Source organism: Micromonospora fluostatini, assembly GCF_050410825.1.
Taxonomy (GTDB): domain Bacteria; phylum Actinomycetota; class Actinomycetes; order Mycobacteriales; family Micromonosporaceae; genus Micromonospora; species Micromonospora rosaria.
This window is the reverse complement of record NZ_CP191251.1, coordinates 2,004,719-2,029,891: the sequence shown is the minus strand read 5'-3', so window position 1 is coordinate 2,029,891 and position 25,173 is coordinate 2,004,719. Positions and strand designations below refer to the sequence as shown.

Below are 25,173 nucleotides of genomic sequence, written 5' to 3'. Positions count from 1 at the left end.
CATCGGACGGTCATCGGCGCGGTACCCGCCGAATTGTGCCTGAGTGGACTGTTGTCCCTGGTCACAGGGGCGGCCATCATATGGTGCGGCGCGCGGATACTACGCGCCGGTAACAATCCTGTGGGGGGACGCTTCGCCGTGGCCGAGATCAGTCATTTCGAATACGGGTGGATAACACCCGCGCTCAGTTTCGCCCTGTCGGTGCTCGGCTCGGTCCTGGGGCTGGTCTGCGCCGGGCGGATCCGGACCGCCTCCAGTCCGCGGCAGCGCGCCTGGTGGGGACTGCTGAGCGCGTGGGCGCTCGGCGGCACCGCCATCTGGTCCATGCACTTCATGGCCATGCTCGGCTTCGCGGTGCCGGGCACCCGGATCCGCTACGACGTGCCGATCACCATCGCCAGCACGGTGATCGCCGTGGCCGCGGTCGGGATGGGCCTGGTCATCGTGGGCACCGGCCGGCTCTCCGTGCTCCGGGTGCTGACCGGTGGGCTGTTCACCGGGGCCGGGGTGGCCGCGATGCACTACACCGGCATGGGCGCGATGCGGCTCAACGGCAGCTTCACCTACGACACCCTGCGGGTGGTGGCGTCGGTGGTGATCGCCGTGGTGGCCGCCACGGTGGCGCTGTGGCTGGCGATGACGGTCCGGCGACCACTGGCGATCGCCGGGTCGGCGCTGGTCATGGGGATCGCGGTGAACGGCATGCACTTCACCGGGATGAGCGCCCTGTCGGTGCACCTGCACCCGGGCACCGGCGAGGTGGCCGGGGCCGGGGTGAGCAGCCTGCTGACCCCCATCGTCCTGGCGGTCATCTTCGTGGTGGTCGGGCTGGTGTACGCGCTGATCGCCGCCCCCACCGAGGAGGACCGGGCCGCGACGGCGTACCTGGACGCCCGCGTCTCGGCGGTGGGCCCGGCCGCCGCCCCGCCACCCCCGCCGGACCCGGTCGGGCTGCGGGGACGCTCCACCCTCGGCCGGCCGGGCACGCCGTTCCCGTCCCGCCGCACCCCGCCCCCACCGCAGGGCTGACCGGACCGGTGCCGGCGGCACGGCTGCGGGTCGTCGCCGGGTCGCCGCGCCGGCGTCAGGCGTTCCCGGTGAGCGCGTCGACCAGGCGGCGGCACGAGCCGGCGAGGTTCCACCGCTCGGCCAGCTCCAGCAGCCGCTGCGGGTCGGCCGGCGCGTCGGGCAGCGCGGTGGGCAGCTCCGGCAGCGGCACGTCGCGGGCCACCCGGACCACCCGGGGCGCCACGGCGAGGTAGTCGCGGGCGGCGACCAGCTTGCCGCGCAGCCCGGGGGCGAACCCGGAGCCGGGGTCGTCGAGGGCGGCGAGGACGCCGGCGAGGCTGCCGTACCGGTCGATCAGCCGGGCGGCGGTCTTGTCCCCGACCCCGGCCACCCCGGGCAGGCCGTCGCTGGGGTCGCCGCGCAGCGCGGCGAAGTCGGCGTACCCGCTGGCCGGCACCCCGTACCGGGCGCGGACGGCGGCGTCGTCGCAGTCGTCGAGCTTGGCCACGCCCCGCCCGACGTAGAGCAGCCGCACGCCCCGGGCGTCGTCGACGAGCTGGAACAGGTCCCGGTCGCCGGAGACCACCTCCACCGGCGCGGGCTGGGTCGTCGCCAGGGTGCCGAGCACGTCGTCGGCCTCGTAGCCGGTGGCGCCGACCGCGGTGATCCCGACCGCGGCGAGCACCTCCAGCAGCATCGGCACCTGGGGGCTGAGCGTGTCCGGCACCACCTCGCCGCCCTCCGGGGCGACCCGGTGCGCCTTGTACGACGGCAGCAGGTCCACCCGCCACTGCGGTCGCCAGTCGTGGTCGAGGGCGCAGACGAGCCGGTCGGGCCGCCGGGTGCGGACCAGCGAGGCGATCATGTCCAGGAAGCCGCGTACCGCGTTGACCGGCTGGCCGTCGGCGGTCCGGGCCGCGGACTCGGGGATGCCGAAGTAGGCGCGGAAGTACAGGCTCGGCGCGTCGACGAGCAACAGGGGTCGGTCTGCCACGCCGGACAGCCTGGCACACCCCACCGACGAAAGTCGCGCCGCCGGCCACCCGGCGGGTCGCCGCCGCGCCCCGAGGCGGGGTGGGTCACCAGCGCAGCGGCAGGGTGTCCAGGTACGCGCCGAGCCGGTCGGCGGTGAGCTGGTGGTCGCGCAGGGACAGGTGCCAGTGGCAGCCGAGCAGGTCCACCCCGGCGTTGTCGTGGTACCAGTAGCGGATCCGGTCGTCGCCGCGTGCGACGCGCTCCCGGGCGACCCGTTCGGCGGCCTCGGCGAAGTCGGTGGTGTTCGGCAGCGCGGTGGCCATCACCACGATCGTCGTGGCCCGGCCGTACCGGGCCCGTAGCGTGTCCAGGAAGCCGTGGTACGCCTCCCGGTAGGCGGTGACCAGGCTCTCCGGCGTCCACGGCTCGTCGGGGCCCAGCGCGGTGGAGAAGTCGTTGGCGCCGAGGGCGACCACCACGAGCTGCGGTCGCCAGGTCGCCGGCCGGGCCCAGACGTCGCCGTCGTCGGCGAGCAGGGCCCGCTCGTAGTAGGTGCGGTAGCTGGTGCCGGGGCTGTGGCCGCCGTAGTTGCGCACCATCCCCAACCCGGAGTACGCGTTGACCTGGTAGTCGGCGCCGAGGCGTCGGGCCGTGCGGGCGGCGAAGGTGAGGTCGGTGTTGGTGCGCCGGGTGACCTCCTCGTCGGTGCACTCCCGGGTGGTGGACATGTTGCCGTACCCGGCGGTGTTCGAGTCGCCGATGAACTCGATCTGCCGGGTACGGGGCCGCGGCGGGTCGAGGATCCGCCCGCCGGGGGCGGGTACGAACCCGCCGAACGCCCCGGCGGTCCAGGTGCTCTCGGTGCGCTTGACCAGCCGTACGGTGTGCCGGCCGTCGGGCAGGCCGGTGAGCCAGTGGGTGGTGCGTCCCGGGGTGACCAGGGTGGCCACCAGCCCGCCGTCGAGGTGCACGTCGTAGTCGTTGACGGCGTCGTCGAGGACGATCCCGACGCCGGTGCCCCGGAACCGGCCCTCGAAGGAGATCCCGGGCCAGCTGTACCGGACCTGGTCGCCGGTGACGGTGACCCGGCCGGCGGTGTGCGCGCCGGCCAGCACCGGCGACGGCGGCGGACAGGCGGCGTCCGGGGCGCGGCCGGCGCACCGGGCCGTGCCCACGGCCGCCTCGGCCGCGCCGGGCAGTGCGGTCGTCAGCAGCGCGACCAGCGTCGCGACGAGCCGGGTCGGCGTCACGTCCCCTCCTCCACACCGGGCACACCCACAGGAAGTGGCGTTCGTCGATGTCCTACGGTGACGGTAGTCCGCGCCGGGGGTCCGCACAACGCCCCGGCGCGTCTCCGGGGCCGCACCTCCGGGGCGGCGCAGGTTGCCGGGTCCACCGACTGGGCCGGTAACCGAACGAGCGTTAAGCTGAGCAGGTGGGGCCCACGCCACCGCCCGGCGGCCCGGCGGGGGAGACCCACCCCGTCGTGCGGAACCCCGACCGGCGGGCCGTGGCTCATCAGCACCCCGACGGAGCTCACCGCGCCATGACTGTCGACCGCATCCTCCCCAGCGACGAGGCCCACGACCTGCTCGACCTCGTCACCGAACTCGCCGACCGGGAACTCGCCCCCCGGGTGACGGAGTACGAGCAGCGTGCCGAGTTCCCCCGCGAGGTGCTGCGCACCCTGGGACGGGCCGGACTGCTCGGCCTGCCGTACCCCGAGGAGTACGGCGGCGCCGCCCAGCCGTACGAGGTCTACCTCCAGGTGCTGGAGATCCTGGCCGGCCGGTGGCTCGCCGTGGCCGAGGCGGTCAGCGTGCACACCCTGTCCTGCCAGCCGGTCGCCCAGTTCGGCACCGAGGACCAGCGCAAGCTGCTGCCCGACATGGTCGGCGGGGAACTGCTCGGCGCGTACTGCCTCTCCGAGCCGCAGGGCGGCTCCGACGCGGCGGCCCTGACCACCAGGGCGGTCCGCGACGGCGACCGGTACCTCGTCTCGGGCACCAAGGCGTGGATCACCCACGCCCGGGTCGCCGACTTCTACAACGTCTTCGTCCGCACCGGCGGACCGGGCCCCAAGGGCATCTCCTGCCTGCTCGCCGACCGGGAGACCCCCGGTCTCACCCCGCAGGCGGCGGAGAAGACGATGGGCCTGCGGTCCTCGCCGGTGGCCCAGATCGCCTTCGACGACGCCCGGATCCCCGCCGACCGGCTGATCGGCTGGGAGGGGATGGGCTTCACCATCGCCATGTCCGCGTTGGACTCGGGCCGTCTCGGCATCGCCGCCTGCGCCGTCGGTCTGGCCCAGGCCGCCCTCGACTACGCGGTCGGCTACGCGCGGGAGCGGCGGCAGTTCGGCCGGGCGGTCATCGACTTCCAGGGGCTGGGCTTCACCCTCGCCGACCTGGCCACCCAGATCTCCGCCGCCCGCGCGCTGACCCTGCACGCCGCCCGGCTGCGGGACACCGGCCGGCCGTACTCCATCGAGGCGGCCAAGGCGAAGCTGTTCGCCACCGACATGGCGATGCGGGTGACCACCGACGCGGTGCAGGTCCTCGGTGGCGCCGGGTACGTCGCCGACCACCCGGTGGAGCGGTACATGCGGGAGGCGAAGGTGCTCCAGATCGTCGAGGGCACCAACCAGATCCAGCGCCTGGTGATCTCCCGCGCCCTGGCGCGGGGCTGAGCACCGGCACCGGCGGCCGGGTGTCGTGCGCGCCCGCCCGGTCGCCGGGTGTTTCCGGCTTCGGCGGGTATGCCGTCGCGGGGGAGCGGGTTTGCGGGTAGGTTGCTCGCCGTGGAGGAGATCGACCGCGCCATCGTCACCGCGCTGACCGCTGACGGTCGGCTGTCGTACACCGACCTGGCGGAGAAGGTGGGTCTGTCGGTGTCCGCGGTGCACCAGCGGGTCCGTCGGCTGGAGCAGCGCGGCGTGATCCGGGGGTACGCGGCCCGGGTGTCGTTCGAGGCGCTGGACCTGCCGTTGACCGCGTTCGTGGCGATCCGGCCGTTCGACCCGTCGCAGCCCGACGACGCCCCGGAGCGGCTGGCCCACCTGCCGGAGATCGACTCCTGCTACTCGGTGGCGGGGGAGGACAACTACCTGCTGCTGATCCGGGTGGCCAGCCCGGCGGACCTGGAACGGGTGCTGCAGGAGATCCGCACGGCGGCGAACGTGACCACCCGGACCACGGTGGTGCTCTCCACACCGTACGAGGGTCGCCCGCCGAGGATCGGCGTCGAGCGCTCCCCGCGCCCGCGCCCCCGCCCGACCGGGGACACCGCCGCCCCGACGGGGTGACCCACCCCGCGCCCACCGCGCCCCGACCGGTGCGGATCCGCGCCGGTCGACCCTGCCACCCAGCCTCCTAGGACGGCCTGGCGGGTGAGTGCCACCCCACCGCTCACGATCCACCCAGGGCGACAGGAGGGCGAACCGGGCGGTGGTACCCGCGCTGAGGGCCCGCTCGTCGACGGAGGCCGCTGCGCGGCGTCCGGTCACGGGGCGGGGCGGGGGGCGTCGGGGTCCGGGTCGAGTCGGCGCAGGACCGCGTCGGCGATCTCGGTGGCGGTCGGTGCGGCCACTCCTCGGCGGACGAGCAGGTCGCACACCTCCTGGCGGACCTCGGGGAGCTGGTCGGCGGTCAGGGGCGGAATGGTCGCGGGGGCCCGGCGAGCCCGGACGAGCCGGCGCAGCAGCCCCCGGCCGCGGTCGGTCGCCTCGTCGACGGCGGCGCCGGTGAGGCGCTGGGCGACCTGGTCGAGGACGAGCCACACCACCGGGGTGAGCAGGCCGACGACCTCGCCCCAGCCGAAGCCGAGGGGCTCGCGGCGGGGGCCGGCGCGGCCGAGCCGGCGGATGACCGTGTCGTCGTCGTAGGCGGCGAGGCCGTCCACCAGGGGCAGCTCCTGGGGGGCCACCTTCGCCACGACGTCCCGTACGACATCCCGTACTGCCGGCATGTCACCCTCCCCGTCCCGATGTCGACGCCGACTCCCAGTAAAGGTCCTGTGGGCAAGGTGTCACGCGACCGGTGGGGCTGGTGGTGTGGCGGGGCGGCGGGCCGGGGGAGGTTTCCGTCCGGCGCGGTCGGGGCATGCCAGGTGACGAGGGCCGAAAGCGGCCCGAACGCCGGAGCAGAGGGAGTGCGAGATGAGCTTCACCGACAAGGCGAAGAACAAGGCCCAGGAGCTCGCAGGCGCCGCCAAGGAGCGGGTCGGCGACATGACCGACAACGAGCGGATGCGGGCCGAGGGTGCCAGCGAGCAGACCGAGGCGCGCGCCCGGCAGGCGGGTGAGCACGTCAAGGACGCGGGTCGCAACGCGCGGGACGCGTTCACCCGGTGACCGGACGACCGCGGGCGGGCCCGAGTCGGACTCGGGCCCGCCCGCTTCGGTGTCTTCACCCTTTCCACTAGTGTCCTAGGACGCCCTACGCGAGGTGATCCCCACCCCGCCACCACGACAACCATTCGCACGAACGCACACGAGCACCCCTTGGCTTCACCGCCGCACCGTCAAGGGTGGGGGACTGATCTCGGCTTGACGGGTCGGTGCGGACTGTCCGCTGTTACCCGACTCGGGTGGTGCCGTGCCGCCCGACCGGCCGTGGCCGCGTCTGGTTGATCTCGTGCTGCAACGCTGCGGGGCCGGCGAAGTGGTGGGTGCGCATTCCGAGGCGCTGCGCGGCGGTGACGTTCTCGGCGCGGTCGTCGACGAACAGGATCCGGTCGGGAGTGACACCGAGTTCCCGGCAGCACCACCGGAAGGCTTCGGGTTCGGGTTTGGCGTGGCCGATGCGGCAGGAGAAGCCGATGACGTCGAGGTGGCGCAGCCAGTGACCGTGGTGCTGTTCGTAGTGGGCGGCCAGGTCTTCGGGGATGTTCGACAGCAGCGCCAGCCGCGTACCGGCGGTGGCGGCCTGCGCGAGGAGCGCGGTCATGTCGGGGTCGACGGCGTTCCAGCTGGCGATGTCCGCGGCGATGAGCGCGGTGATCCGGTCGTCGGTGAAGGTGGTGCCGAGTGCGGTGGCGACCTGACGCCAGTATTCAGCGCCGGTGACCTCTGCGCGGTCGTACGGGGGGCGCAGCCGCCAGTAGACGTCCCAGAAGGCGGTGGTGGGCACGTCGGCGGTCGCGACCAGCGCGCGTCGGTCGGCTGGGGGCTGCTGGTGTGCGATGACACCGAAGAGGTCGAAGAGGATGACGTCGGGCATGGTGGTCACACCGTCCGGACGTGGGTGCCGGCGGCGGTGAGGGCGTTGGTGTCGTCGTCGGCTGCGTCGGCGGTGGTGACGACCAGGCTGAGCGCGGAGACCGGTGCCACGAACGCCAGGGCGGTGCGGGTGAACTTGTTCGGGTCGGCGGCCACGACGACGCGGTGGGCGGAGGCGATGGCAGCCCGCTTGATGGCCGCGTCGGCGAGGTCGTAGGCGGTCAGCCCGTCGGCGGTCAGGCCACAGCAGCCGAGGATCGCGGTGTCGAACCGCAGCGAGGCCAGCGACGCCTCGGTGAGGGGCCCGGTGAGCGCGAGTTCTTCGCGGCGGGGTTCGCCGCCGGGCAGGAGCAGTCGTAGCTGCGGGCCACCGGTGAGGGCGTTCGCCGCGTGCAGGGACAGTGGCATGACGGTCAGCCGGCGGGGTTGCAGCAGCCGTGCGACCTCCAGGCAGGTGGTGCCGCTGTCCAGGACGACGGCCTCGCCGTCGGCGATCAGGTCGGCGACGGCTGCCGCGATCCGGCGCTTGGCGTCCCGGTCCTCGTGGGCCCGTACGGCGAACGGTGGCTCCTCACCGCGCAGGGTCAGGCTGCGGGCGCCGCCGCGGTACCGCTCGAGCATCCCCTGGTCGGCGAGGTGTTCAAGGTCGCGGCGCACGGTCATCTCGGAGGTGCCGGTCAGCTCGGCCAGGGCGGAGACGCCGAGCTGACCGGCCTGCTGTACGGCGTCCAGGATCCGGCGGTGCCGGTCGACGATCGTCATGGCCCTAGTGAACACTCCAGTCGAGGATAAATCAACACTTCAAACATTCTAGTTGTTTGATATGTTCGTTCCAATGTTCGCAACGGCTTGTCGTTGGCTGATTCCGCCCACCTCTCCTCCGCCTGGAAGGACCGCCATGACCGCCATCACGGCCACCCCCGCCACTGCCGTCACGCCGGCTGCGGTCCGTGCCGCCACCACCGCGACCTATGCGGCGTTCATCGGTTCCGGGTTCGGCTTCGCCAGCTGGGCTTCCCGGATTCCGCAGATCCGGGACCGCCTCGACCTCGACGCGTCCGCGCTGGGTCTGGTGCTGCTGGCGCTCGCGGCCGGTTCCCTGCTCGCGTTGCCCCTGTCCGGTCCGGTGGTCACACGGGCCGGTTCGTCGCGCACCGTCGCGGCGATGGCGGTCCTGCTCGGTGTCGGCCTCACCGTCGCTGCGCTCGGCTCGCTGATCGGCGTCGTACCGCTGGTGATCGGGTTGTTCCTGTTCGGCTTCGCCCACGGGGCCTGGGACGTCGGGATGAACGTGCAGGGCACCGTGGTGGAACGCCACCTCGGCCGGTCGGTCATTTCCCGCTTCCACGCCGGCTTCAGCCTCGGCACCGTCGCCGGGGCCCTGCTCGGCGCCGCCGTGGTCGCCCTGCACGTGCCGGTCGCCGTTCACCTGACGGTCGTCGCCGTCCTCGTCGTCGCCGGCGTCGTATGGCAGGCGCGGCACTTCGTCGCCGACGATCAGGACCCGCGACCCGACCTGGTCGCAGCCGCACGGCGGGGCGGCGCGCTGACCGCCTGGCGAGAACCCCGCACCCTGCTCATCGGTGTGTTCGTCCTCGCCTTCGCCTTCGCCGAAGGTGTCGGCAACGACTGGATCAGTGTCGCCGCGATCGACGGACACCACGTGTCCGCCACGCTCGGTGCTCTCGCCTTCGCGGGGTTCCTCACCGCCATGACCGTCGGCCGCTGGTACGGCCCGGCGCTGCTCGGCCGCTACGGCCGTACCCGGGTCGTGCGTGTCCTGGCCGTCGTCGGCATCGTCGGTGTCGCCCTGTTCGTCTTCGGGCCCACGCCCGTCTTCGCGTACGCCGGAACCCTGCTCTGGGGTCTCGGCGCCTCTCTCGGTTTTCCGGTCGGTATGAGCGCGGGCGGCGACGATCCGCGCCGCGCCGCCGCCCGCGTCAGCGTCATCGCCTCGATCGGCTACTGCGCCTTTCTCGCCGGCCCGCCCGTCGTGGGTCTCCTCGGTGACCAGGTCACCGTTCTGCGTGCCCTGGTCACCGTGGCCGTTCTGCTCGGTGTGGCCGCTCTCGTCGCCGGCAGCGTCCGGCCCCTGTCGGCGGAGGGTGGGGGCGCAGCCGTTGCCGGGGTCGAGCGGGTGGCCTGACGGGCGGTCAGTCGGTGCGGTGGGCGTACCACCAGCGCTGGCCGGAGGCGGGGAGGGTGTCGATCGGGTCGTAGTAGGCGTACCGCTTTTCCAGGGCGGCCAGGTCGGCCGACTCAATGGAGGTGCGGTAGTTCTTGGTCCAGTAGGAGATGCCGCGTTCGCGGTCGTACTCGGTGAGCATGTGCACCCAGCGTTTGCCGACGAAGGGCACGTCGCAGACGATCCGTGGGGTGGCGTACCCGGGCAGGTAGCCCATGATGTCGTGCTGGAGTTGCTGGGCGTGCCAGACCGGGACCCGCCAGTGTTCGGCGTTGGGGATCATGTCGCACAGGTAGAAGTAGTACGGCAGGATGCCGGCCTCGCCCTGGAGCGCGAAGCAGAGGTCGAGCAGGTCGGTGCTGGTGGCGTTGACGCCGCGCATCAGCACGCCCTGGTTGCGGACGTCGCGGACGCCGACGTCGAGGGCGGTCTGGGCGGCGCGGGCGACCAGCGGGGTGAGTGACTGCGCGTGGTTGACGTGGGTGTGGATGGCGAGGTTGACGCCGCGTCGAGCGGCGGTGTGGGCGACCCGTTCCAGGCCCTCGACGACGTCGGGCTGGAGCCAGTGCTGGGGCAGGCCCATGAGGGCCTTGGTGGCGAGCCGGATGTCGCGGACGGTCTCGATGTCGAACAGCCGCATCAGGTACGACTCCAGGTTGCGCCACGGCACGTTGGCGACGTCGCCGCCGGAGACGACCACGTCGCGGACGCCGGGGTGGGCCTTGAGGTAGGCGATGTGCGCGTCGTACCGGTCGACGGGCCGGAGGGTGAGCTTGAGTTTGTCGACGGTGGGGGTGGAGTTGCCGACCAGGTCCATCCGGGTGCAGTGGCCGCAGTACTGGGGGCAGGTGGCGAGCAGTTCGGCGAGGACCTTGGTGGGGTAGCGGTGGGTGAGGCCCTCGGCGACCCACATGTCGTGCTCGTGCAGCGAGTCGCGGGTGGCGTACGGGTGGGACGGCCAGTCGGTGCGCCGGTCGGAGGCGATCGGGATCATGTAGCGGCGGACGGGGTCGGCGCGCAGGGCGTCGGTGGTGACCGGGGCGTCCGGGACCATGGTGTTGATCATCTGGGGTGGCACCAGCATGGACATGGTGGACAGCGCGCGTTGGTCGGTGTCGAGGTCGGTGTAGAAGGTGTCGTCGACGAGGTCGCCGAGGACGGCGCGGAGTTGTTTGATGTTCTTGACGCAGTGGGCGCGTTGCCACTGGGCGGATTCCCATTGGTCGCGGGTGACGTGGCGCCAGCCGGGGAAGCGGGTCCAGTCGGGTTCGACCAGTGGGGTGCGGCGGTACTCGTAGGGTTGCCCGGCGTCGGTGGTGGGGCGGGGCGCGGGGATGGCGTCGACGGGGTGCGTCCGGGTCACGGCCCCTCCTCGGGTGGTGAGCGTCGGGCTCGTAGGCTACTGGAAATTATCCTGCTGAGAAATTAGTCTGCCGTAAGTTTTCCCGTCAGGCGAGTCCGGGGCGGGGGTTCGGTCGGCGACAGGGGAGGTTGTCGTGACGTCACCGGTGGGGCTGCACCGTGTGGTGGAGCCGGCGGGGGTGCTGCCGCAGGCGGCGTGGCGACTGGACGCCAGTCCCGTGGTCGGGCCGAACGAGGTGCGGGTGCGGGTGGAGCGGCTGAACCTGGACGCGGCGAGTTTTCGTCAGTTGTGGGACAAGCACGGCGGGGACGGGGAACGGATCCGCGCGGAGGTCCTGGAGATCGTCGCGGCGCGGGGGAAGATGCAGAACCCGGTGACCGGGTCGGGCGGGATGCTGATCGGCACGGTCGACGAGGCGGGCCGGCGGTCGCCGTTGGGGTTGCGGCCGGGGGACCGGGTGGCGTCGTTGGTGTCGCTGACGTTGACCCCGCTGGTGCTCACCGACGGGTTGGCCCGGTGGGACGGACGCAGCGAGCAGGTGCCGTGTGCGGGGTACGCGATCCTGTTCGCCCGGTCGATCGCGGCGGTGCTGCCGACGGACCTGGATCCGGAGCTGTCGTTGGCGGTGCTGGACGTGTGCGGGGCGCCGGCGTTGACGGCGCGGGTGGTGGGCGAGCGGGTGGCGCGGCGGCGGCGGGAGGCCGATCCGCGGCCGGTGACGGTGGCGGTGTTCGGTGGTGCCGGGAAGAGCGGGTCGTTGTCGCTGGTGGCGGCGCGGCGGGCGGGTGCCGGGCGGACCGTCGGGGTGGTGCCGGTGGTGGCGGAGCGGGACGCCCTGGTGGCGGCCGGGCTGGCGGACGTGGTGGCGGTGGCCGACGCGCGGGATCCGGTGGGGGTGTCGACGGCGGTGACGACGGCGTTGGGGGTGCCGGCGGACGTGACGGTGGTCTGCGTGGACGTGCCGGGGTGTGAGCACGGGGCGGTGCTGGCGACGGAGGACGGCGGGACGGTGGTGTTCTTCTCGATGGCGACGAGTTTCGCGGCGGCGGCGTTGGGCGCGGAGGGTCTGGCGGCGGACGTGACGATGGTGGTGGGCAACGGGTACGTGCCGGGGCACGCGGAGTTGGCGTTGGATCTGGTGCGGTCCGAGCCTGGGGTGCGTGGGCTCTTCGCGGCCCGGTTGGCGGCAGACTGAGGCCATGACGAACCCCTCGACGTTGTATCGCGGCGGCGTGCTGCACTGTCCGGCGGATCCGAGCGCGACGGCGCTGCTGGTGCGGGACGGGCGGATCGCCTGGTTGGGTGTGGACGCGGACGCGCCGGTCGCGGACCGGGTGGTGGAGTTGGACGGGGCGTTGGTGACGCCGGCGTTCGTGGACGCGCACGTGCACACGACGGACACCGGGTTGGTGTTGTCGGGGCTGGACCTGTCGGGGGTGCGGTCGGCGGGGGAGCTGCTGGCGGCGGTGGCGGGGTTCGCGGCGGGGTCGCCGGTGGACGCGGTGGTGCTCGGGCACGGCTGGGACGAGTCGACGTGGGGGGATCGGCGGTTGCCGGACGCCGACGAGGTGGGTCGGGCGGCCGGTGGGCGTCGGGTGTACCTGTCGCAGGCGTCGATCCATTCGGCGTTGGTGTCGCGGGCGTTGCTGGCGGCGTGTCCGGAGGTGGCGTCGGTCGCGGGGTACGACGTGTCGGGGTGGGTGCGGCGGGACGCGCACCACGTGGTGCGGGCGGCGGCGCAGGGGTCGGTGACGCGGGCGCAGCGGGTGGCGGCGCAGCGGGTGGCGTTGGCGCGGGCGGCGGCGTTGGGGATCGCGGCGGTGCACGAGTGCGGTGGGCCGGACATCTCGGACGAGGAGGACTTCACGGGGCTGTTGCGGCTGTCGGGGGTCGGGGTGCCGGAGGTGTACGGGTACTGGGGTGAGTTGGGTGGTGCGGCGCGGGCCCGGGAGTTGGGCGCGGTGGGTGCCGGTGGGGATCTGTTCGCGGACGGGGCGTTGGGGTCGCGGACGGCGCACGTGTCGCAGGCGTACCGGGACGGGGAGGCGGGGGCGTGCGGGCACGGGTATCTGAGTGCCGAGCAGGTGCGTGACCATCTGGTGGACTGTGCGGCGCACGGGGTGCAGGGCGGGTTCCACGCGATCGGGGACGCGGCGATCTCGACGGTGTTGGCGGGGTTCGCGGGGGCGGCGGAGAAGCTGGGTGTGGAGCGGGTGCGGGCGGCGCGGCACCGGATCGAGCACGCGGAGTTGATGACCCGGCGGTTGATCGCGGGGTTCGTGGAGTTCGGGGTGGTGGCGTCGGTGCAGCCGGCGTTCGACCGGTTGTGGGGTGGGGCGGGTCGGATGTACGAGTCGCGGTTGGGGTTGACGCGGGCGTTGGAGTCGAACCCGATGGGTGCGATGCACGGGGTCGGGGTGGCGTTGGCGTTCGGGTCGGATGCGCCGGTGACGCCGTTGGATCCGTGGGGTGCGGTGCGGGCGGCGGTGGCGCACCACAATCCGGTGCAGCGGATGAGTGTGCGGGCGGCGTTCGCGGCGCACACCCGGGGTGGGTGGCGTGCGGTGGGGCTGGACGCGGAGGGTGTGGTGGCGTTGGGGGCGCCGGCGACGTTCGCGGTGTGGTCGACGCCGGCGGGGGTGGAGCGGGGTCTGCCGGTGGTGCAGGCGGTGGACCCGGAGGTGCGGGGGGTGGCGGATCCGACGCCGTTGCCGGTGTGTCGGGCGACGGTGCTGCGTGGTGAGGTGATCTATGAGGATGGGTCGGTGTGATGGGGAAGCTTGATCTGGATCCGGTGGTGGTGGCGCGGGCGCGGGAGTTGGCGCGGCGGGTCGGGCAGCCGGTGGTGGATCTGGCGCGTGGTCACACGACGGTGTCGGTGGAGCGGGCGGTGCTGCGGTTGGCCGGGGTGGCGGGGGCCGACCCGGACGGTATCCCGTGGGTGAACCGGTTGGTGGACGCGGTGGTCGCGGACGTGGGGCTGGGGCACGGGGTGGCGGTGCCGGTGTTCGACGCGTTGGCGCGGGAGGGTCTCGCGGATGTGACGGTGCTGGCGCAGAAGGCGGCGGCCGGGTCGGTGCGGTTCGGGCAGCCGTCGGGGAAGGCGGCGACGGCGGCGCGGCGGGCGTCGCGCAAGGCGGTGGCGGCGGGGGTCCGGCGGATCGACCGGCGGCGCGCGGAGCGGGACCGGTTGGTGCGGCGGTACGGGGATCCGGCGCGGCGGCCGTGGATCTATCTGATCGTGGCGACGGGGGACATCTACGAGGACATTCCGCAGGCGCAGGCGGCGGCGCGGGCGGGTGCGGACGTGATCGCGGTGATCCGGTCGACGGGGCAGTCGTTGTTGGACTACGTGCCGGAGGGGGCGACGCGGGAGGGGTTCGCGGGGACGTACGCGACGCAGGAGAACTTCCGGTTGATGCGGGCGGCGTTGGACGAGTCGTCGCGGGAGTTGGGTCGGTACGTGCGGTTGACGAACTACGCGTCGGGGTTGTGCATGCCGGAGATGGCCACGTTGGCGGGTCTGGAGCGGCTGGACATGATGCTCAACGACTCGATGTACGGGATCCTGTTCCGGGACATCAACCCGGTGCGGACGTTCGTGGACCAGCGGTTCTCGCGGCAGGTGCACGCGCGGGCGGGCATCATCATCAACACCGGTGAGGACAACTACCTGACCACCGCGGACGCGGTGGACGAGGCGCACACGGTGACGGTGTCGCAGTTGCTGAACGAGTTCTTCGCGCACGAGGCGGGGCTGGCGGACTGGCAGTTGGGGCTGGGGCACGCGTTCGAGATCAACCCGGATGTGCCGGAGTCGTTGCGGTTGGAGCTGGCGCACGCGTTGCTGGCGCGGGAGTTGTTCCCGGACGCGCCGTTGAAGTGGATGCCGCCGACGAAGCACATGACCGGGGACGTGTTCCGGGGCAATCTGCTGGACGGGTTCTTCAACCTGGTGGGCACGATGACCGGGCAGGGGATCCTGCTGGTGGGGATGATGACCGAGGCGGTGGTGACGCCGTGGCTGTCGGACCGGGACATCGCCCTGCAGAACGTGCGGTACGTGTTGGGCGCGGCGGGCGGGTTGCACGAGGACTTCGTGCCGGCGCCGGGCGGGTTCGTCCAGCAGCGGGCGCACCGGGTGCTCGGTGAGGCCGTGGAGTTGCTGGAGCGGATCGGGGAGCGGTCGTTGTTGGCCGCGATCGCGGAGGGCGCGTTCGGGATCATGCGGCGGCCGGCGGACCGGGGTAAGGGCCTGGACGGGGTGGCGGCGCACGAGGCGGACTACTTCAACCCGGCGACGGAGCTGCTGGAGCGGCCGGCATGAGCGGGTCGGTGGTGCGGCCGTACGGGGACACCACGGGTGACGGCATGGTGCAGGTGTCGTTCACGTTGCCGGTGCCGCACGACAAGCGGGCCGAGGGTGCGGCGGTGCAGTTGGCGGCGAAGATGGGCATCGACCCGGCGATGGTGGTGCACGCGAAGCAGATGGGTGACGGGTTCACGTTCTTCGTGGTGTACGGGCGGGTGAACCATCTGGTGGACCTGTCGGCGGTGCAGGTGGTGGAGCGGGACTTTCCGTTGTTGTCGGCGCGGGAGGTCAACGCGGTGGTGAAGCAGCGGCTGCGGCGGAAGTTGTCGGTGGTGGGGGCGTGCATCGGGACGGACGCGCACACGGTGGGTATCGACGCGATCCTCAACGTGAAGGGCATCGCGGGGGAGAAGGGCCTGGAGTACTACCGGGAGTTGACGGTGACGAACCTGGGGGCGCAGGTGAGTGTGCCGGAGTTGGTGGCGGCGGCGCGCCGGGAGCGGGCGGACGCGGTGCTGGTGTCGCAGGTGGTGACGCAGCGGGACGCGCATCTGCACAACACGCGGGAGATGTCGGCGGCGTTCCGGGAGGCGGTGCCGGCGGGACGGCGGCCGTTGTTGATCGTGGGTGGGCCGCGGTTCGACGAGTCGATGGCGGCCGAGTTGGGGGTGGACCGGATCTTCGGTCGGGGGACGACGCCGGGTGAGGTGGCGTCGTATCTGGTGCACGCGTTGGTGACGGGCAGGGGGGTGGCGCGGTGACGGACGCGCGGGTGGGGTTGACGGTGACGCACCGGCGGTACGTGCCGTACGGGCACGCGCACTACGCGGGGAACCTGGTGGACGGGGCGTACGTGCTGGGGCTGTTCGGGGACGTGGCGACGGAGGTGTGTATCCGCTCCGACGGTGACGAGGGGTTGTTCGCCTCGTACTCCGAGGTGCAGTTCCGGTCGCCGGTGCGGGCGGGGGACGTGCTGGAGGTGGTGGCGACGGTGACGCGGGTGGGGACGCGCAGCCGCACGATCGACTTCGTGGCGCGGGTGGTGTGCCGGGGGCGTCCGGAGCGGGGCGAGTCGGCGGCCGAGGTGGTGGTGGAGCCGGTGGTGGCGGTGACGGCGACGGGGACCGTGGTCGTGCCGGCGGCGGCGTGAGTCTGGCGGTCTGCGCCGACGTCGGGTCCACGTTCACGAAGGTGGCGGTGGTGGACCTGGCCGGGGGTGGCCTGGTCGCGGTGGCGGCGGTGCCGACGTCGGTGGGCACGGACGTGCTGCACGGCCTGGACGCGGCGGTGGCGGCGGCGGGCGCGGGCCGGGACGTGCCGTGGTACGTGTGTTCGTCGGCCGGTGGCGGGTTGCGGCTGGCGGTGGTCGGGTACGAGCCGTTGGTGACGGCGCGGGCGGGGCGGCGGGCCGGGTTGTCGGCGGGCGCGGACGTGGTGCACGTGGCGGCGGGCCGGTTGGGTGGGGCGGACGTGGCGGCGGTGCGGGCGGCCCGCCCGGACGTGGTGTTGCTGGTGGGGGGCACCGACGGCGGGGACGCGGAGGTGGTGGTCCACAACGCGACCCGGTTGGCGCGGGCGCGGTGGCGGGTGCCGGTGGTGTTCGCCGGTAACGCGGACGCCCGGGACGAGGTGTGTGGGCTGCTGGGGGCGGCGGGGGTGCCGGTGACGGCGGCGGACAACGTCCTGCCGGCGCTCGGGGTGTTGGCGCCGGCGTCGGCGCGGGCGGCGGTCCGGGAGGTGTTCCTGCGGCACGTGATCGGCGGTAAGCGGTTGTCGCGGGGTGGCCGGTTCGCGCGGCTGGTGCGGGCGGCGACCCCGGACGCGGTGCTGGCCGGGGTGGAGGTGCTGGCCGACGTGGTCGGCGGGGACCTGGTGGTGGTGGACGTGGGGGGCGCCACGACGGACGTGTACTCGGTGTTGACGCCGGACGAGCGGGCCGGCGGGCCGGGTCGGGAGGTGGCGGGCGCGTGGTGGCGGGCGCGGACCGTGGAGGGGGATCTGGGGATGCGGTGGTCGGCGCCGGGGGTGGTGCGGGCGGCCGGGGCGGAGCGGCTGGTCGATCCGGTCGAGGGTGAGGTGTTGGCGGCGGCGGCGCGGGTGCGGGCGGCGGATCCGGGGTTCGTGCCGGTCGACGGGGCGCAGGTGGCGGTGGACCGGCGGCTGGCCGGGTTGGCGGCGACGGTGGCGGTGCGGCGGCATGCCCGGGGTGGGTCCGGTGGGGAGTGGGCGGGCCGGGACCTGCGGGACGTGCGGCTGGTGGTGGGGTCGGGGGGTGTGCTGCGTCACGCGGAGGTGTCGGCGGCGGTGGGCGTGTTGGGTGGGGTGTTGACCGATCACGCCGGGGGGTGGGCGGTGCCCCGGGCGGCGCGGGCGGTGGTGGACGTGGACTACGTGTTGGCGGCCGGGGGGCTGTTGGCGCGGGAGCATCCGGGGGCGGCGCGGGCGTTGTTGGGTGGGCGGTTCGTCACGGAGTGAGACGGTCGGTGGGCGTGCCGCCGCGACACGCCGGGTGGGGCGGGCGACTGGCCGGGGGCGGGTTGACACGGCCGGGGGTGCACCACGTACCGTCTTTGAGTCCTACTACGGGAAGCGGCTGTTGTTCGCTTCGTCCCTTCGTCCGCTGGCCGAGTGACACGGTGCGATGTGTTGCGGCGGCCAGGTCCAGCGGGCGGGGGTCGGCGGGGCGGCGCGAACCGGTCGCGGTTACCGGTGTACGGGCAGGGTGAGGTGCACGGCCAGTAGACAACGGTCAGGCGGGGGCAGCCAGTCCACGTCGGGTCGGTCCGAAGGTCGGCGTGCCGCATTCTCGCCCCACCGGCCGGGGAGGGCCTGGGAGCATCGGGGCGCGGCGCAGGCCGCGCCCCGATTTGTTGTCCGCGCCCGGGGTGGGGGTCGCCCGTAGCGGCTGGTTTCCCGGGTGGGGCGGGTAGCCTTCGGCGCGTGATCGTGGTGAGGTGCCGGTGACGACGCTCGACCGGGAACAGACGCGCGCCGGGGACGTGGCGGCCGAGGGTGTGGCGGGCCGGGCCCTGCCGTTGGTGGTGGCGGCGCCGGCGGCGCTGCTGGCCGGGGTGGCGCTGTTGGTGGCGTTCCCGCCGTACGGGTGGTGGCCGCTGGCGCCGGTCGGGGTGGCCCTGCTGGCGGCGGCGACGCACCGGCGGCGGTTGCGGGCCGGCGCGGGTCTGGGGTTCCTGACCGGGGTGGCGTTCTTCGCGCCGCTGCTGGCGTGGACGAACCTGCACACCGGGTACCTGCCGTGGGTGTTGTTGTCGCTGGTGCAGGCCGGGTACCTGGCGGTGCTGGGGGCGGCGACGGCGTGGGTGTCGCCGCTGGTGGACCGGGCCCGGTGGGGGTGGCCGCTGCTGACCGGCCTGGTGTGGGTGGGGCAGGAGGCGCTGCGGGGCCGGACCCCGTTCGGGGGGTTCCCGTGGGGGCGGCTGGCGTTCAGCCAGGACTCGTCGCCGATGCTGCCGTTGGCGGCGGTGGGTGGGGCGCCGCTGGTGACGTTCGCGGTGGCGGTGGCCGGTGGGCTGCTGGTGACGCTGGTGTGGCGGCCGTGGCGGGGCCCGGCCGTCCCGGTGGGGCGGGGCCGGTGGCTGCCGGTGGCCGCGCTGGTGGCGGCGACGGTCGCGGTGGTCGGGGCGGGGCTGGTGGTGCCGGTGGCGGTGCGCGGCGCCGGTGGCCAGGTCACGGTGACGATCGTGCAGGGTAACGTGCCGCGGCTGGGCCTGGACTTCAACGCGCAGCGGCAGGCGGTGCTCGACAACCACGTGGACGCGACGATCGCCCTGGCCGGGCGGGTCGCGGCCGGGACGGCCCGGCAGCCGGACCTGGTGGTGTGGCCGGAGAACTCCAGCGACATCGACCCGTTGCGCAACCCGGAGGCGGGGGCGCGGATCTCCCAGGCGGCCGACGCGGTGCGGGCGCCGATCCTGGTGGGCGCGGTGCTGCTGGGTGAGCGGGCCGGGCAGGTCCGCAACGCGGGGGTGCTGTGGCGGCCGGGGACCGGCCCGGACCTGGAGCAGGTGTACGCGAAGCGGCATCCGGTGCCGTTCGCCGAGTACGTGCCGTTGCGGGACCTGGCGCGGATGGTCAGCAAGCAGGTCGACCGGGTGCGGTCGGACTTCGTGGCCGGGACGGAGCCGGGGGTGGTGCGGGCCGGGCCGGCGGTGCTGGGTGACGTGATCTGTTTCGAGGTGGCCTACGACGGGCTGGTGCGCGACACGGTGACCGGTGGGGCGCAGCTGCTGGTGGTGCAGACGAACAACGCCACGTTCGACGTGGCCGAGGCCCGCCAGCAGTTGGCGATGGTGCGGGTGCGGGCGGTGGAGCACGGCCGGGAGGCGTTGATGGCCTCGACGGTCGGGGTGTCCGGGTTCGTGGCCGCCGACGGGCGGGTATTCGACGCCACCGGGTTCAACACGGCGGCGGTGGTGACCCGGCAGATGCGCCTGGGTGACGGGCGGACCCTGGCCACCCGGGTGGGGGTGTGGCCGGAGGTGGCGCTGACGGTGCTGGCCGTGGCGGCTCTGGTCGCCGCGGGTGTCACGCGGCGGGCCGCCGGGCGGGGACGCCCGGCGGGGGCCGCCCGCGGCAGCGGGGCCGGTTGAGGCCGGCGCGACGGACACGGGGGGCGTGGTGGTCGAGACGGTGCGGCAGCGGCGGACGCAGGGCCATCCCGGGGTGGGGCGGGTCCTGGTGGTCATCCCCACCTACAACGAGGCTGACAACCTGACGTCGATCGTGGCGCGGGTGCACCGGGCGGCCCCGCAGGTGGAGGTGCTCGTCGCCGACGACAACAGCCCGGACGGCACCGGGGCGCTCGCCGACGACCTGGCCCGCGCCGACGCGCGGGTGCACGTGCTGCACCGTCCCGGCAAGGAGGGCCTGGGCGCGGCGTACCTGGCGGGGTTCGGGTGGGCGCGGGGGCGCGGGTACGACGCGGTGGTGGAGATGGACGCCGACGGGTCGCACGCCCCGGAGGACCTGCCGCGGTTGCTGGCCGCGGCGGTGGACGCGGACGTGGTGATCGGGTCGCGGTGGACGGCGGGCGCGCGGGTGGTGAACTGGCCGGTGCGGCGGCTGCTGTTGTCGCGGTGCGGGAACCTGTACGCGCGGTGGGCGTTGGGGATGCCGGTGTCGGACGCCACCGGCGGGTACCGGGTGTACCGGCGGGCGGCGTTGGCGGCGGTGGACCTGGAGTCGGTGTGTTCGCAGGGGTACGCGTTCCAGGTGGAGTTGTCGCGGTTGGCGCACCGGGCGGGGCTGCGGATGGTGGAGGTGCCGATCACGTTCGCGGAGCGGGAGCGGGGGGCGAGCAAGATGAGCCCGCTGATCGTGGTGGAGGCGTTGTGGCGGATCACCGGGTGGGCGGTGCAGGACCGGCGGGCGGCGGTGCGGCGGGGGTTGCACGGGACGCCCACCGGTCAGGTCCGGTGGCCGTGACGGGGCGGCGTGTCATGCTGGGAGGCCAGGGTCGCGCCGAGGAGCGGATGAGGTGACATGCGCCGAGGACTGAGGTTCGTGCCGCTGGGCATGCTGCTGGCGGTGGTGCTGGAGGTGGCGGCGTTCGTCGCGGTGGGCCGGTGGGTCGGCTTCGGGTGGGCGGTGCTGCTGGTGTTCGCGGTGTCGCTGCTGGGGCTGGTGCTGCTGCGGCGGGAGGGGATGCGGGCGTGGCGGGGGTTCCGCGCGGCGGCGGAGTCGGGGCAGCCGCCGGGCCCGCAGGTGACCGACGGCCTGGTGGGGCTGCTGGGCGCGGTGCTGCTGGCGGCGCCGGGCCTGGTCAGCGCTCTGGTGGGGGTGTCGTTGCTGGTGCCGCCGGTGCGTCGGCTGGCCCGCCGGGGCATGCAGCGGTCGGCGGAGCGGCGGGTGTCGTCGATGGTCGCCGGTGACCTGTTCGGGCCCCGCCGGGTGCGGGTGTACCGGGGTGCGCCGCAGCCGGAGCCGCCCGGGTCGGCGCCGCGCGCCGCGCCGCAGCCGGCGCCGGCGGCCGGGGAGCCGGTGGTGCAGCCGGGTGGGGCCATCGAGGGGGAGATCGTCGAGCCGCGCCCCCGGTGAGGTCCTGACGACGCGGCGACGCCCCCGAAAGGAGACCTTTCGGGGGCGTCGCCGCGTCGTGCGGGTCAGGCGCGGCCGCGGCGGGTGCGGACCTCCTGGAGCCGTTCGGCGAGGATGTCCTCCAGCTCGGCGACGGAGCGCCGCTCCAGCAGCATGTCCCAGTGGGTGCGCGGCGGCTTGGCCTTCTTCTGCTCCGGCTCGCTGCCGTCGACGAGCCGGGCCACGCTGCCGTCGAACTTGCACTCCCAGGTCACCGGGACCTCGGCGTCGACGGCGAAGGGGACCTCGAACTGGTGGCCCTTGGCGCAGAGGTATTCCCGGGTCTGCCGTGGCGCGAGCTCCGTGTTGCGGTCGGACTCGTAGCTGACCGCGCCCAGACGGCTTCCGCGCAGCATGCGCTCGCCCATGATCGACTTCCCCTCGCTCGTGGTGCTGGTCTTCTCGTGTAACGGTCCGTGGCCGCCGGGCCATTCCCGCCCACGGTGGTGTCGCGCGGCGGACCCCCGCCAAGGGTAGCCGGCCATGACAGCCGCCCGGCGGGGGTGTTCCCGGCCGGGCTCGAATCGGTGGCGTGTTCTGGCTGTCAGTGGGGATGCTAGCCGCCCAGGCGGCCCGGAGGTGACGATAGCCGCCCCCGGACGGCCTGGAGGTGACGATGGAGGGCGACGCGCCGTACCGTGTCGCGGGGCCGACGTTCCTCGGCCACCCCCGGGCGCTGGCGACCCTGTTCCTCACCGAGATGTGGGAGCGGTTCAGCTTCTACGGCATGCGGGCGATCCTGGTGCTGTACCTGACCGCCTCGGTCGCCGACGGCGGCCAGGACCTCGACGGCGCCACCGCCAACGCCGTGTACGGCACCTACAACGCGATGGTGTACCTGATGGCGTTGCCCGGCGGGTGGGTCGCCGACCGGCTCATCGGGGCCCGGCGCAGCGTGCTGTGGGGCGGGGTGATCATCGCCGCCGGGCACTACGTGATGGCCGTACCGGCGCAGTGGAGCGTCTTCGCCGGCATGGCGCTGATCGTGGTCGGCACCGGACTGCTCAAACCCAACATCTCCACCATGGTCGGCGACCTGTACCCGCGTGACTCCCCACGCCGCGACGCCGGCTTCTCGATCTTCTACATGGGGATCAACATTGGCGGGTTCACCGCGCCGCTGGTCACCGGCCTGCTCGGCGAGCGGATCAACTGGCACCTGGGGTTCGGGGCGGCGGCGGTCGGCATGACCCTCGGCGTGCTGCTGTACGTCCTCGGCGGGCGGGGCCTCGGCGCGGCCGGCGCCCACCCCGCCGACCCGCTGCTCGGGGCCGAACGTCGCCGCGCGCTGACCCGCGTCGCCGTCGGCGTCGTCGTGGCCGGGCTGGTCGTGGCGGCGCTGGCGGTGACCGGCCTGTTCACCGTGAACACGGTGGTCAACCTGCTCACCGTCGGCACCGTGCTGGTCGCCGCCGGCTACTTCACCCGGATCATGACCGACCGGGAGCTCAGCCGCACCGAACACAGCCGGATGCGGGCGTACCTGTGGCTGTTCGTCTTCGCCGCCGCGTTCTGGCTGATCTACGACCAGGCCGGGTCGGTGCTGAACGTCTTCGCCGCCGAGCGCACCGACCGGACGGTGGCCGGGTTCACCCTCCCCGCCTCCTGGCTCCAGTCGGTCAACCCGATCCTGATCATCATCGGGGCGCCGCTGTTCGCGCTGCTGTGGCTGCGCCTGGGCCACCGGGTCGGCACGCCGGCGAAGTTCGCCGTGGGCCTGGTGCTCAACGGCCTGTCGTTCGTGCTGATGGCCGCCGCCGCCCAGGCCGCGGTCGGCGGTGACCTGGTCTCCCCCTGGTGGCTGGTCGCCGTGTACGCCGTGCAGGTCGCCGGTGAGCTGTCGCTGAGCCCGGTCGGGCTGTCGGCCACCAGCCGGCTGGCGCCGGTGAAGTACGCCAGCCAGATGATGGGGCTGTGGTTCCTCGCCGTGGCCGTCGGCGACGCGATCGGCGGGCAGGTGGCCCGGCTCGCGGTGACCTGGCCGGCGCCGACGTACTTCCTGACCTTCGGGTTGGCGTCGGTGGCGTGCGGCCTCGGCGCGGTGATGCTCACCCGGCACCTGCGCACCCTGATGGCCGGCATCCACTGACCCCGGTCGGGCCGACCGACACCCGGGGCGCGCGGCGGGCTCAGGGCCGGGGCGGGGCGCCGAGCCGGGCCAGCGCCGAGGCCAGGTCGCTGACCTGGTCGGCGAGCTGCGCCGCCCGCCGCTCGGCGGCGTCCCGCTCGGCCTGCGCGGCGCGCAGCCGCGCCTGCAGGTCCTCGCCGTGGGCCTGGGCGGCGGCGAGCGCCTGCCGGGCGGCGTCCCGCTCGGCGGCGAGGCCGGCGGCCCGGTCGGTGGCCGCCGTGGCCGCCTCGTCGGCCCGCCGCGCCGCCGCGTCGGCCTCGGCGCGGGCGGTCTGCGCCGCGGCCCGGCCGGCGTCGGCCTCGGCCGCCTCGGCGCGCGCCCGGTCGGCCTCCGCGCCCGCCCGGTCCGCCTCGGTGCGGGCCCGTGCGGCGTCGGCCCGCGCCTGCTCGGCCTCGGCGCGAGCCTGCTCGGCCCGGCCGGTGAGGACCTCAACCTGCCGGGTGGCCTGCTGCGCAGCCTCGGCGGCCCGGTGCGCTTCGGCGCGGGCGGCGTCCCGTTCGGCGGTCACGTCGGCGCGGCGTCGCCGCTCGACGTCGCGTTCGGCGCGGACGGTGTCCAGCTCGTGGCGGGCCGCGTCGCGGTCGCGTTCGGCCTGCGCCCGCAGCGCCTGCGCGGCGCTGGCGTCCCGGTGCGCCCGGTCGCGGGCCTGTTCGGCCTGGGCGGCGCGGTCGAGGGCGGTGGCGGCCCGCGCGGTGGCGGCCTGCGCCTCGGCGTGGGCGGTGTCCCGGGCGGCGGCGGCGTCGCGGGCGGCCTGCCGGGCCGCGACCGCGCCCGCCCGGTCGGTCTCGGCGTCGCGGCGGGCCTCGTCACGTTCGGTGTGCGCCTGCGCGACCTGGGTCGCGGCCTCCGCGCGGACCTCGGCGAGCTGGCGCTCCACCCCGACCGGGGACAGTTCGGCGTGCAGCGTCTCGGTGAGGGTCGCCACGATCTGGTCGAGCCGGTCCACGGCCTCCCAGGTGCGGGCGACCTGGCCGGGCAGCCCGGGGGCGGTGCGGTGGCGCATCCGGCTGGCGCGGGAGGCCCGCTGGCACGCGCCGTCGTTGTCCCGGCAGTACCGGAAGGGGCGGCCGGCGCCGGCCCGCTGCGGCACGTCGCGCCCACAGTGGGCGCAGGGGCGGGTCTCGGCGGTGGTGTCCGGGGCGTCCATCGAGGCCGAAGTGTAGGCCCCGGCCGGGGCCGGCGCGCACCGGCCCGGTGGCGCCGTCGTCCGCCCGGCGACCCGGGGGTCAGCCGGTCGCCACCGCCGCCCGGGACCGGTCGGTGGCGATCCGGAGCGCCAGCGCGGCCAGCACGCTGCCCATCACGTACCGCTGCACCCGCAGCCACCCGGGTCGGGTGGCGAGGAACCCGGCGATCGAGCCGGCGGCGAGGACGATCAGCGCGTTCACGGTCAACGCGACGGTGATCTGCACCGCGCCGAGGATCAGGCTCTGCACCGCCACCGGGCCGCCGTGCGGGTCGATGAACTGCGGCAGCAGCGACACGTAGAGGATGGCGATCTTCGGGTTGAGCAGGTTGGTGACCAGGCCCATGGTGAACAGCCGGCGGGGCCGGTCCGGCGGCAGCGGGGTCGGCGCGAACACCGAGGCGCCGCCGGGGCGGACGGTCTGCCAGGCCAGCCAGAGCAGGTACCCGGCGCCGGCCAGCTTGACCACCAGGTACAGCGTCGGGACCAGCACGAAGACGGTGGCGATCCCGGCGACCGCGGCGAGCAGGTAGACGCCGAAGCCGGCGGCGACCCCGAGCAGTGACACCAGGCCGGCCCGTCGGCCCTGGGCCACCGAGCGGGAGACCAGGTAGACCATGTTCGGGCCGGGGGTCAGCACCATGCCCAGGGCGACCAGCCCGATCCCCACCACCGCCGCCGTGCCCACCATCGGACGCCCCC

23 protein-coding genes and 1 pseudogene are annotated in these 25,173 nt (G+C 74.1%); 15 read left to right on the top strand and 9 right to left on the bottom strand.

Annotation, left to right across the window (positions count from 1 at the left end):
- Positions 1 to 138: 138 nt before the first annotated feature.
- Positions 139 to 1,029 carry an MHYT domain-containing protein gene (locus ACQUFX_RS08620; protein ID WP_428965496.1) on the top strand — a complete coding sequence of 297 codons (891 nt, stop codon included), beginning with the start codon at positions 139 to 141 and terminating at the stop codon, positions 1,027 to 1,029.
- A 55-nt stretch (positions 1,030 to 1,084) separates the two neighbouring features.
- Here the strand turns inward: ACQUFX_RS08620 and ACQUFX_RS08615 are convergent, their stop codons facing one another.
- Entirely contained in the window at positions 1,085 to 2,002 is a 918-nt protein-coding gene (locus ACQUFX_RS08615) for a 5'-3' exonuclease (protein WP_428965495.1), read from the bottom strand.
- An 85-nt stretch (positions 2,003 to 2,087) separates the two neighbouring features.
- Positions 2,088 to 3,233, bottom strand: coding sequence for an SGNH/GDSL hydrolase family protein (locus tag ACQUFX_RS08610; RefSeq protein WP_428965494.1), 1,146 nt, complete (start codon positions 3,231 to 3,233; stop codon positions 2,088 to 2,090).
- Between the two features lie 296 nt (positions 3,234 to 3,529).
- Here ACQUFX_RS08610 and ACQUFX_RS08605 point away from each other — a divergent pair, with 296 nt between their 5' ends.
- Together ACQUFX_RS08605 and ACQUFX_RS08600 are read left to right on the top strand one after the other, a co-directional pair.
- Positions 3,530 to 4,672, top strand: coding sequence for an acyl-CoA dehydrogenase family protein (locus ACQUFX_RS08605; protein ID WP_428965493.1), 1,143 nt, complete (start codon positions 3,530 to 3,532; stop codon positions 4,670 to 4,672).
- Positions 4,673 to 4,783: 111 nt separating this feature from the next.
- Positions 4,784 to 5,287, top strand: a complete 504-nt coding sequence (locus ACQUFX_RS08600) for an Lrp/AsnC family transcriptional regulator (protein ID WP_428965492.1) — start codon at positions 4,784 to 4,786, stop codon at positions 5,285 to 5,287.
- Positions 5,288 to 5,484: 197 nt separating this feature from the next.
- Here ACQUFX_RS08600 and ACQUFX_RS08595 read toward each other — a convergent pair whose 3' ends face one another.
- Positions 5,485 to 5,949 carry a hypothetical protein gene (locus ACQUFX_RS08595; RefSeq protein ID WP_428965491.1) on the bottom strand — a complete coding sequence of 155 codons (465 nt, stop codon included), beginning with the start codon at positions 5,947 to 5,949 and terminating at the stop codon, positions 5,485 to 5,487.
- A gap of 190 nt (positions 5,950 to 6,139) precedes the next feature.
- Here ACQUFX_RS08595 and ACQUFX_RS08590 point away from each other — a divergent pair, with 190 nt between their 5' ends.
- Positions 6,140 to 6,334 carry a CsbD family protein gene (locus ACQUFX_RS08590; RefSeq protein ID WP_428965490.1) on the top strand — a complete coding sequence of 65 codons (195 nt, stop codon included), beginning with the start codon at positions 6,140 to 6,142 and terminating at the stop codon, positions 6,332 to 6,334.
- 223 nt (positions 6,335 to 6,557) lie between these two features.
- On the opposite strand, the gene ACQUFX_RS08585 is transcribed toward ACQUFX_RS08590, so the two are convergent.
- On the bottom strand, positions 6,558 to 7,202 hold the full coding sequence (locus tag ACQUFX_RS08585; RefSeq protein ID WP_428965489.1) for an HAD family hydrolase: 645 nt from the start codon (positions 7,200 to 7,202) through the stop codon (positions 6,558 to 6,560).
- 5 nt (positions 7,203 to 7,207) lie between these two features.
- Positions 7,208 to 7,963 carry a DeoR/GlpR family DNA-binding transcription regulator gene (locus ACQUFX_RS08580; RefSeq protein WP_428965488.1) on the bottom strand — a complete coding sequence of 252 codons (756 nt, stop codon included), beginning with the start codon at positions 7,961 to 7,963 and terminating at the stop codon, positions 7,208 to 7,210.
- Positions 7,964 to 8,024: 61 nt separating this feature from the next.
- Between ACQUFX_RS08580 and ACQUFX_RS08575 the strand changes: the two genes are divergently transcribed.
- A complete protein-coding gene (locus tag ACQUFX_RS08575) occupies positions 8,025 to 9,347 on the top strand; it encodes an MFS transporter (protein WP_428966901.1) in 1,323 nt (440 codons plus the stop codon).
- A gap of 7 nt (positions 9,348 to 9,354) precedes the next feature.
- Here the strand turns inward: ACQUFX_RS08575 and ACQUFX_RS08570 are convergent, their stop codons facing one another.
- The gene (locus ACQUFX_RS08570; protein ID WP_428965487.1) at positions 9,355 to 10,749 is read right to left on the bottom strand and encodes a KamA family radical SAM protein; all 1,395 of its coding nucleotides are present in this window, start codon (positions 10,747 to 10,749) and stop codon (positions 9,355 to 9,357) included.
- Positions 10,750 to 10,894: 145 nt separating this feature from the next.
- Between ACQUFX_RS08570 and ACQUFX_RS08565 the strand changes: the two genes are divergently transcribed.
- From ACQUFX_RS08565 to ACQUFX_RS08525, 9 genes and pseudogenes are all read left to right on the top strand, one after another.
- Positions 10,895 to 11,944 (top strand): L-erythro-3,5-diaminohexanoate dehydrogenase, encoded by a 1,050-nt coding sequence (locus ACQUFX_RS08565; protein ID WP_428966900.1) that lies wholly within the window; start codon positions 10,895 to 10,897, stop codon positions 11,942 to 11,944.
- 4 nt (positions 11,945 to 11,948) lie between these two features.
- A complete protein-coding gene (locus ACQUFX_RS08560) occupies positions 11,949 to 13,520 on the top strand; it encodes an amidohydrolase (protein WP_428965486.1) in 1,572 nt (523 codons plus the stop codon).
- A complete protein-coding gene (locus ACQUFX_RS08555; RefSeq protein WP_428965485.1) occupies positions 13,517 to 15,076 on the top strand; it encodes a lysine 5,6-aminomutase subunit alpha in 1,560 nt (519 codons plus the stop codon). The genes ACQUFX_RS08560 and ACQUFX_RS08555 overlap by 4 nt, the downstream gene beginning before the upstream one ends.
- Positions 15,073 to 15,822, top strand: a complete 750-nt coding sequence (locus ACQUFX_RS08550; RefSeq protein ID WP_428965484.1) for a lysine 5,6-aminomutase subunit beta — start codon at positions 15,073 to 15,075, stop codon at positions 15,820 to 15,822. The genes ACQUFX_RS08555 and ACQUFX_RS08550 overlap by 4 nt, the downstream gene beginning before the upstream one ends.
- Positions 15,819 to 16,211 (top strand): 3-aminobutyryl-CoA ammonia lyase, encoded by a 393-nt coding sequence (locus tag ACQUFX_RS08545; RefSeq protein WP_428965483.1) that lies wholly within the window; start codon positions 15,819 to 15,821, stop codon positions 16,209 to 16,211. The genes ACQUFX_RS08550 and ACQUFX_RS08545 overlap by 4 nt, the downstream gene beginning before the upstream one ends.
- The gene (locus tag ACQUFX_RS08540; protein WP_428965482.1) at positions 16,208 to 17,536 is read left to right on the top strand and encodes a glutamate mutase L; all 1,329 of its coding nucleotides are present in this window, start codon (positions 16,208 to 16,210) and stop codon (positions 17,534 to 17,536) included. Before ACQUFX_RS08545 ends, ACQUFX_RS08540 begins: the two co-directional genes overlap by 4 nt.
- A gap of 390 nt (positions 17,537 to 17,926) precedes the next feature.
- Positions 17,927 to 19,671, top strand: a pseudogene (gene lnt / locus ACQUFX_RS08535) (apolipoprotein N-acyltransferase).
- Between the two features lie 28 nt (positions 19,672 to 19,699).
- The gene (locus tag ACQUFX_RS08530) at positions 19,700 to 20,506 is read left to right on the top strand and encodes a polyprenol monophosphomannose synthase (RefSeq protein ID WP_428966899.1); all 807 of its coding nucleotides are present in this window, start codon (positions 19,700 to 19,702) and stop codon (positions 20,504 to 20,506) included.
- Between the two features lie 57 nt (positions 20,507 to 20,563).
- Positions 20,564 to 21,118 (top strand): FxsA family protein, encoded by a 555-nt coding sequence (locus ACQUFX_RS08525; protein WP_428965481.1) that lies wholly within the window; start codon positions 20,564 to 20,566, stop codon positions 21,116 to 21,118.
- Positions 21,119 to 21,183: 65 nt separating this feature from the next.
- On the opposite strand, the gene ACQUFX_RS08520 is transcribed toward ACQUFX_RS08525, so the two are convergent.
- Positions 21,184 to 21,525 (bottom strand): RNA polymerase-binding protein RbpA, encoded by a 342-nt coding sequence (locus tag ACQUFX_RS08520; RefSeq protein WP_067374064.1) that lies wholly within the window; start codon positions 21,523 to 21,525, stop codon positions 21,184 to 21,186.
- 248 nt (positions 21,526 to 21,773) lie between these two features.
- Here ACQUFX_RS08520 and ACQUFX_RS08515 point away from each other — a divergent pair, with 248 nt between their 5' ends.
- Entirely contained in the window at positions 21,774 to 23,246 is a 1,473-nt protein-coding gene (locus ACQUFX_RS08515) for a peptide MFS transporter (protein ID WP_428965480.1), read from the top strand.
- A gap of 40 nt (positions 23,247 to 23,286) precedes the next feature.
- Here the strand turns inward: ACQUFX_RS08515 and ACQUFX_RS08510 are convergent, their stop codons facing one another.
- Positions 23,287 to 24,432, bottom strand: coding sequence for a coiled-coil domain-containing protein (locus tag ACQUFX_RS08510; protein ID WP_428965479.1), 1,146 nt, complete (start codon positions 24,430 to 24,432; stop codon positions 23,287 to 23,289).
- 79 nt (positions 24,433 to 24,511) lie between these two features.
- Entirely contained in the window at positions 24,512 to 25,162 is a 651-nt protein-coding gene (locus ACQUFX_RS08505; protein ID WP_428965478.1) for a LysE family translocator, read from the bottom strand.
- Positions 25,163 to 25,173: the final 11 nt, after the last annotated feature.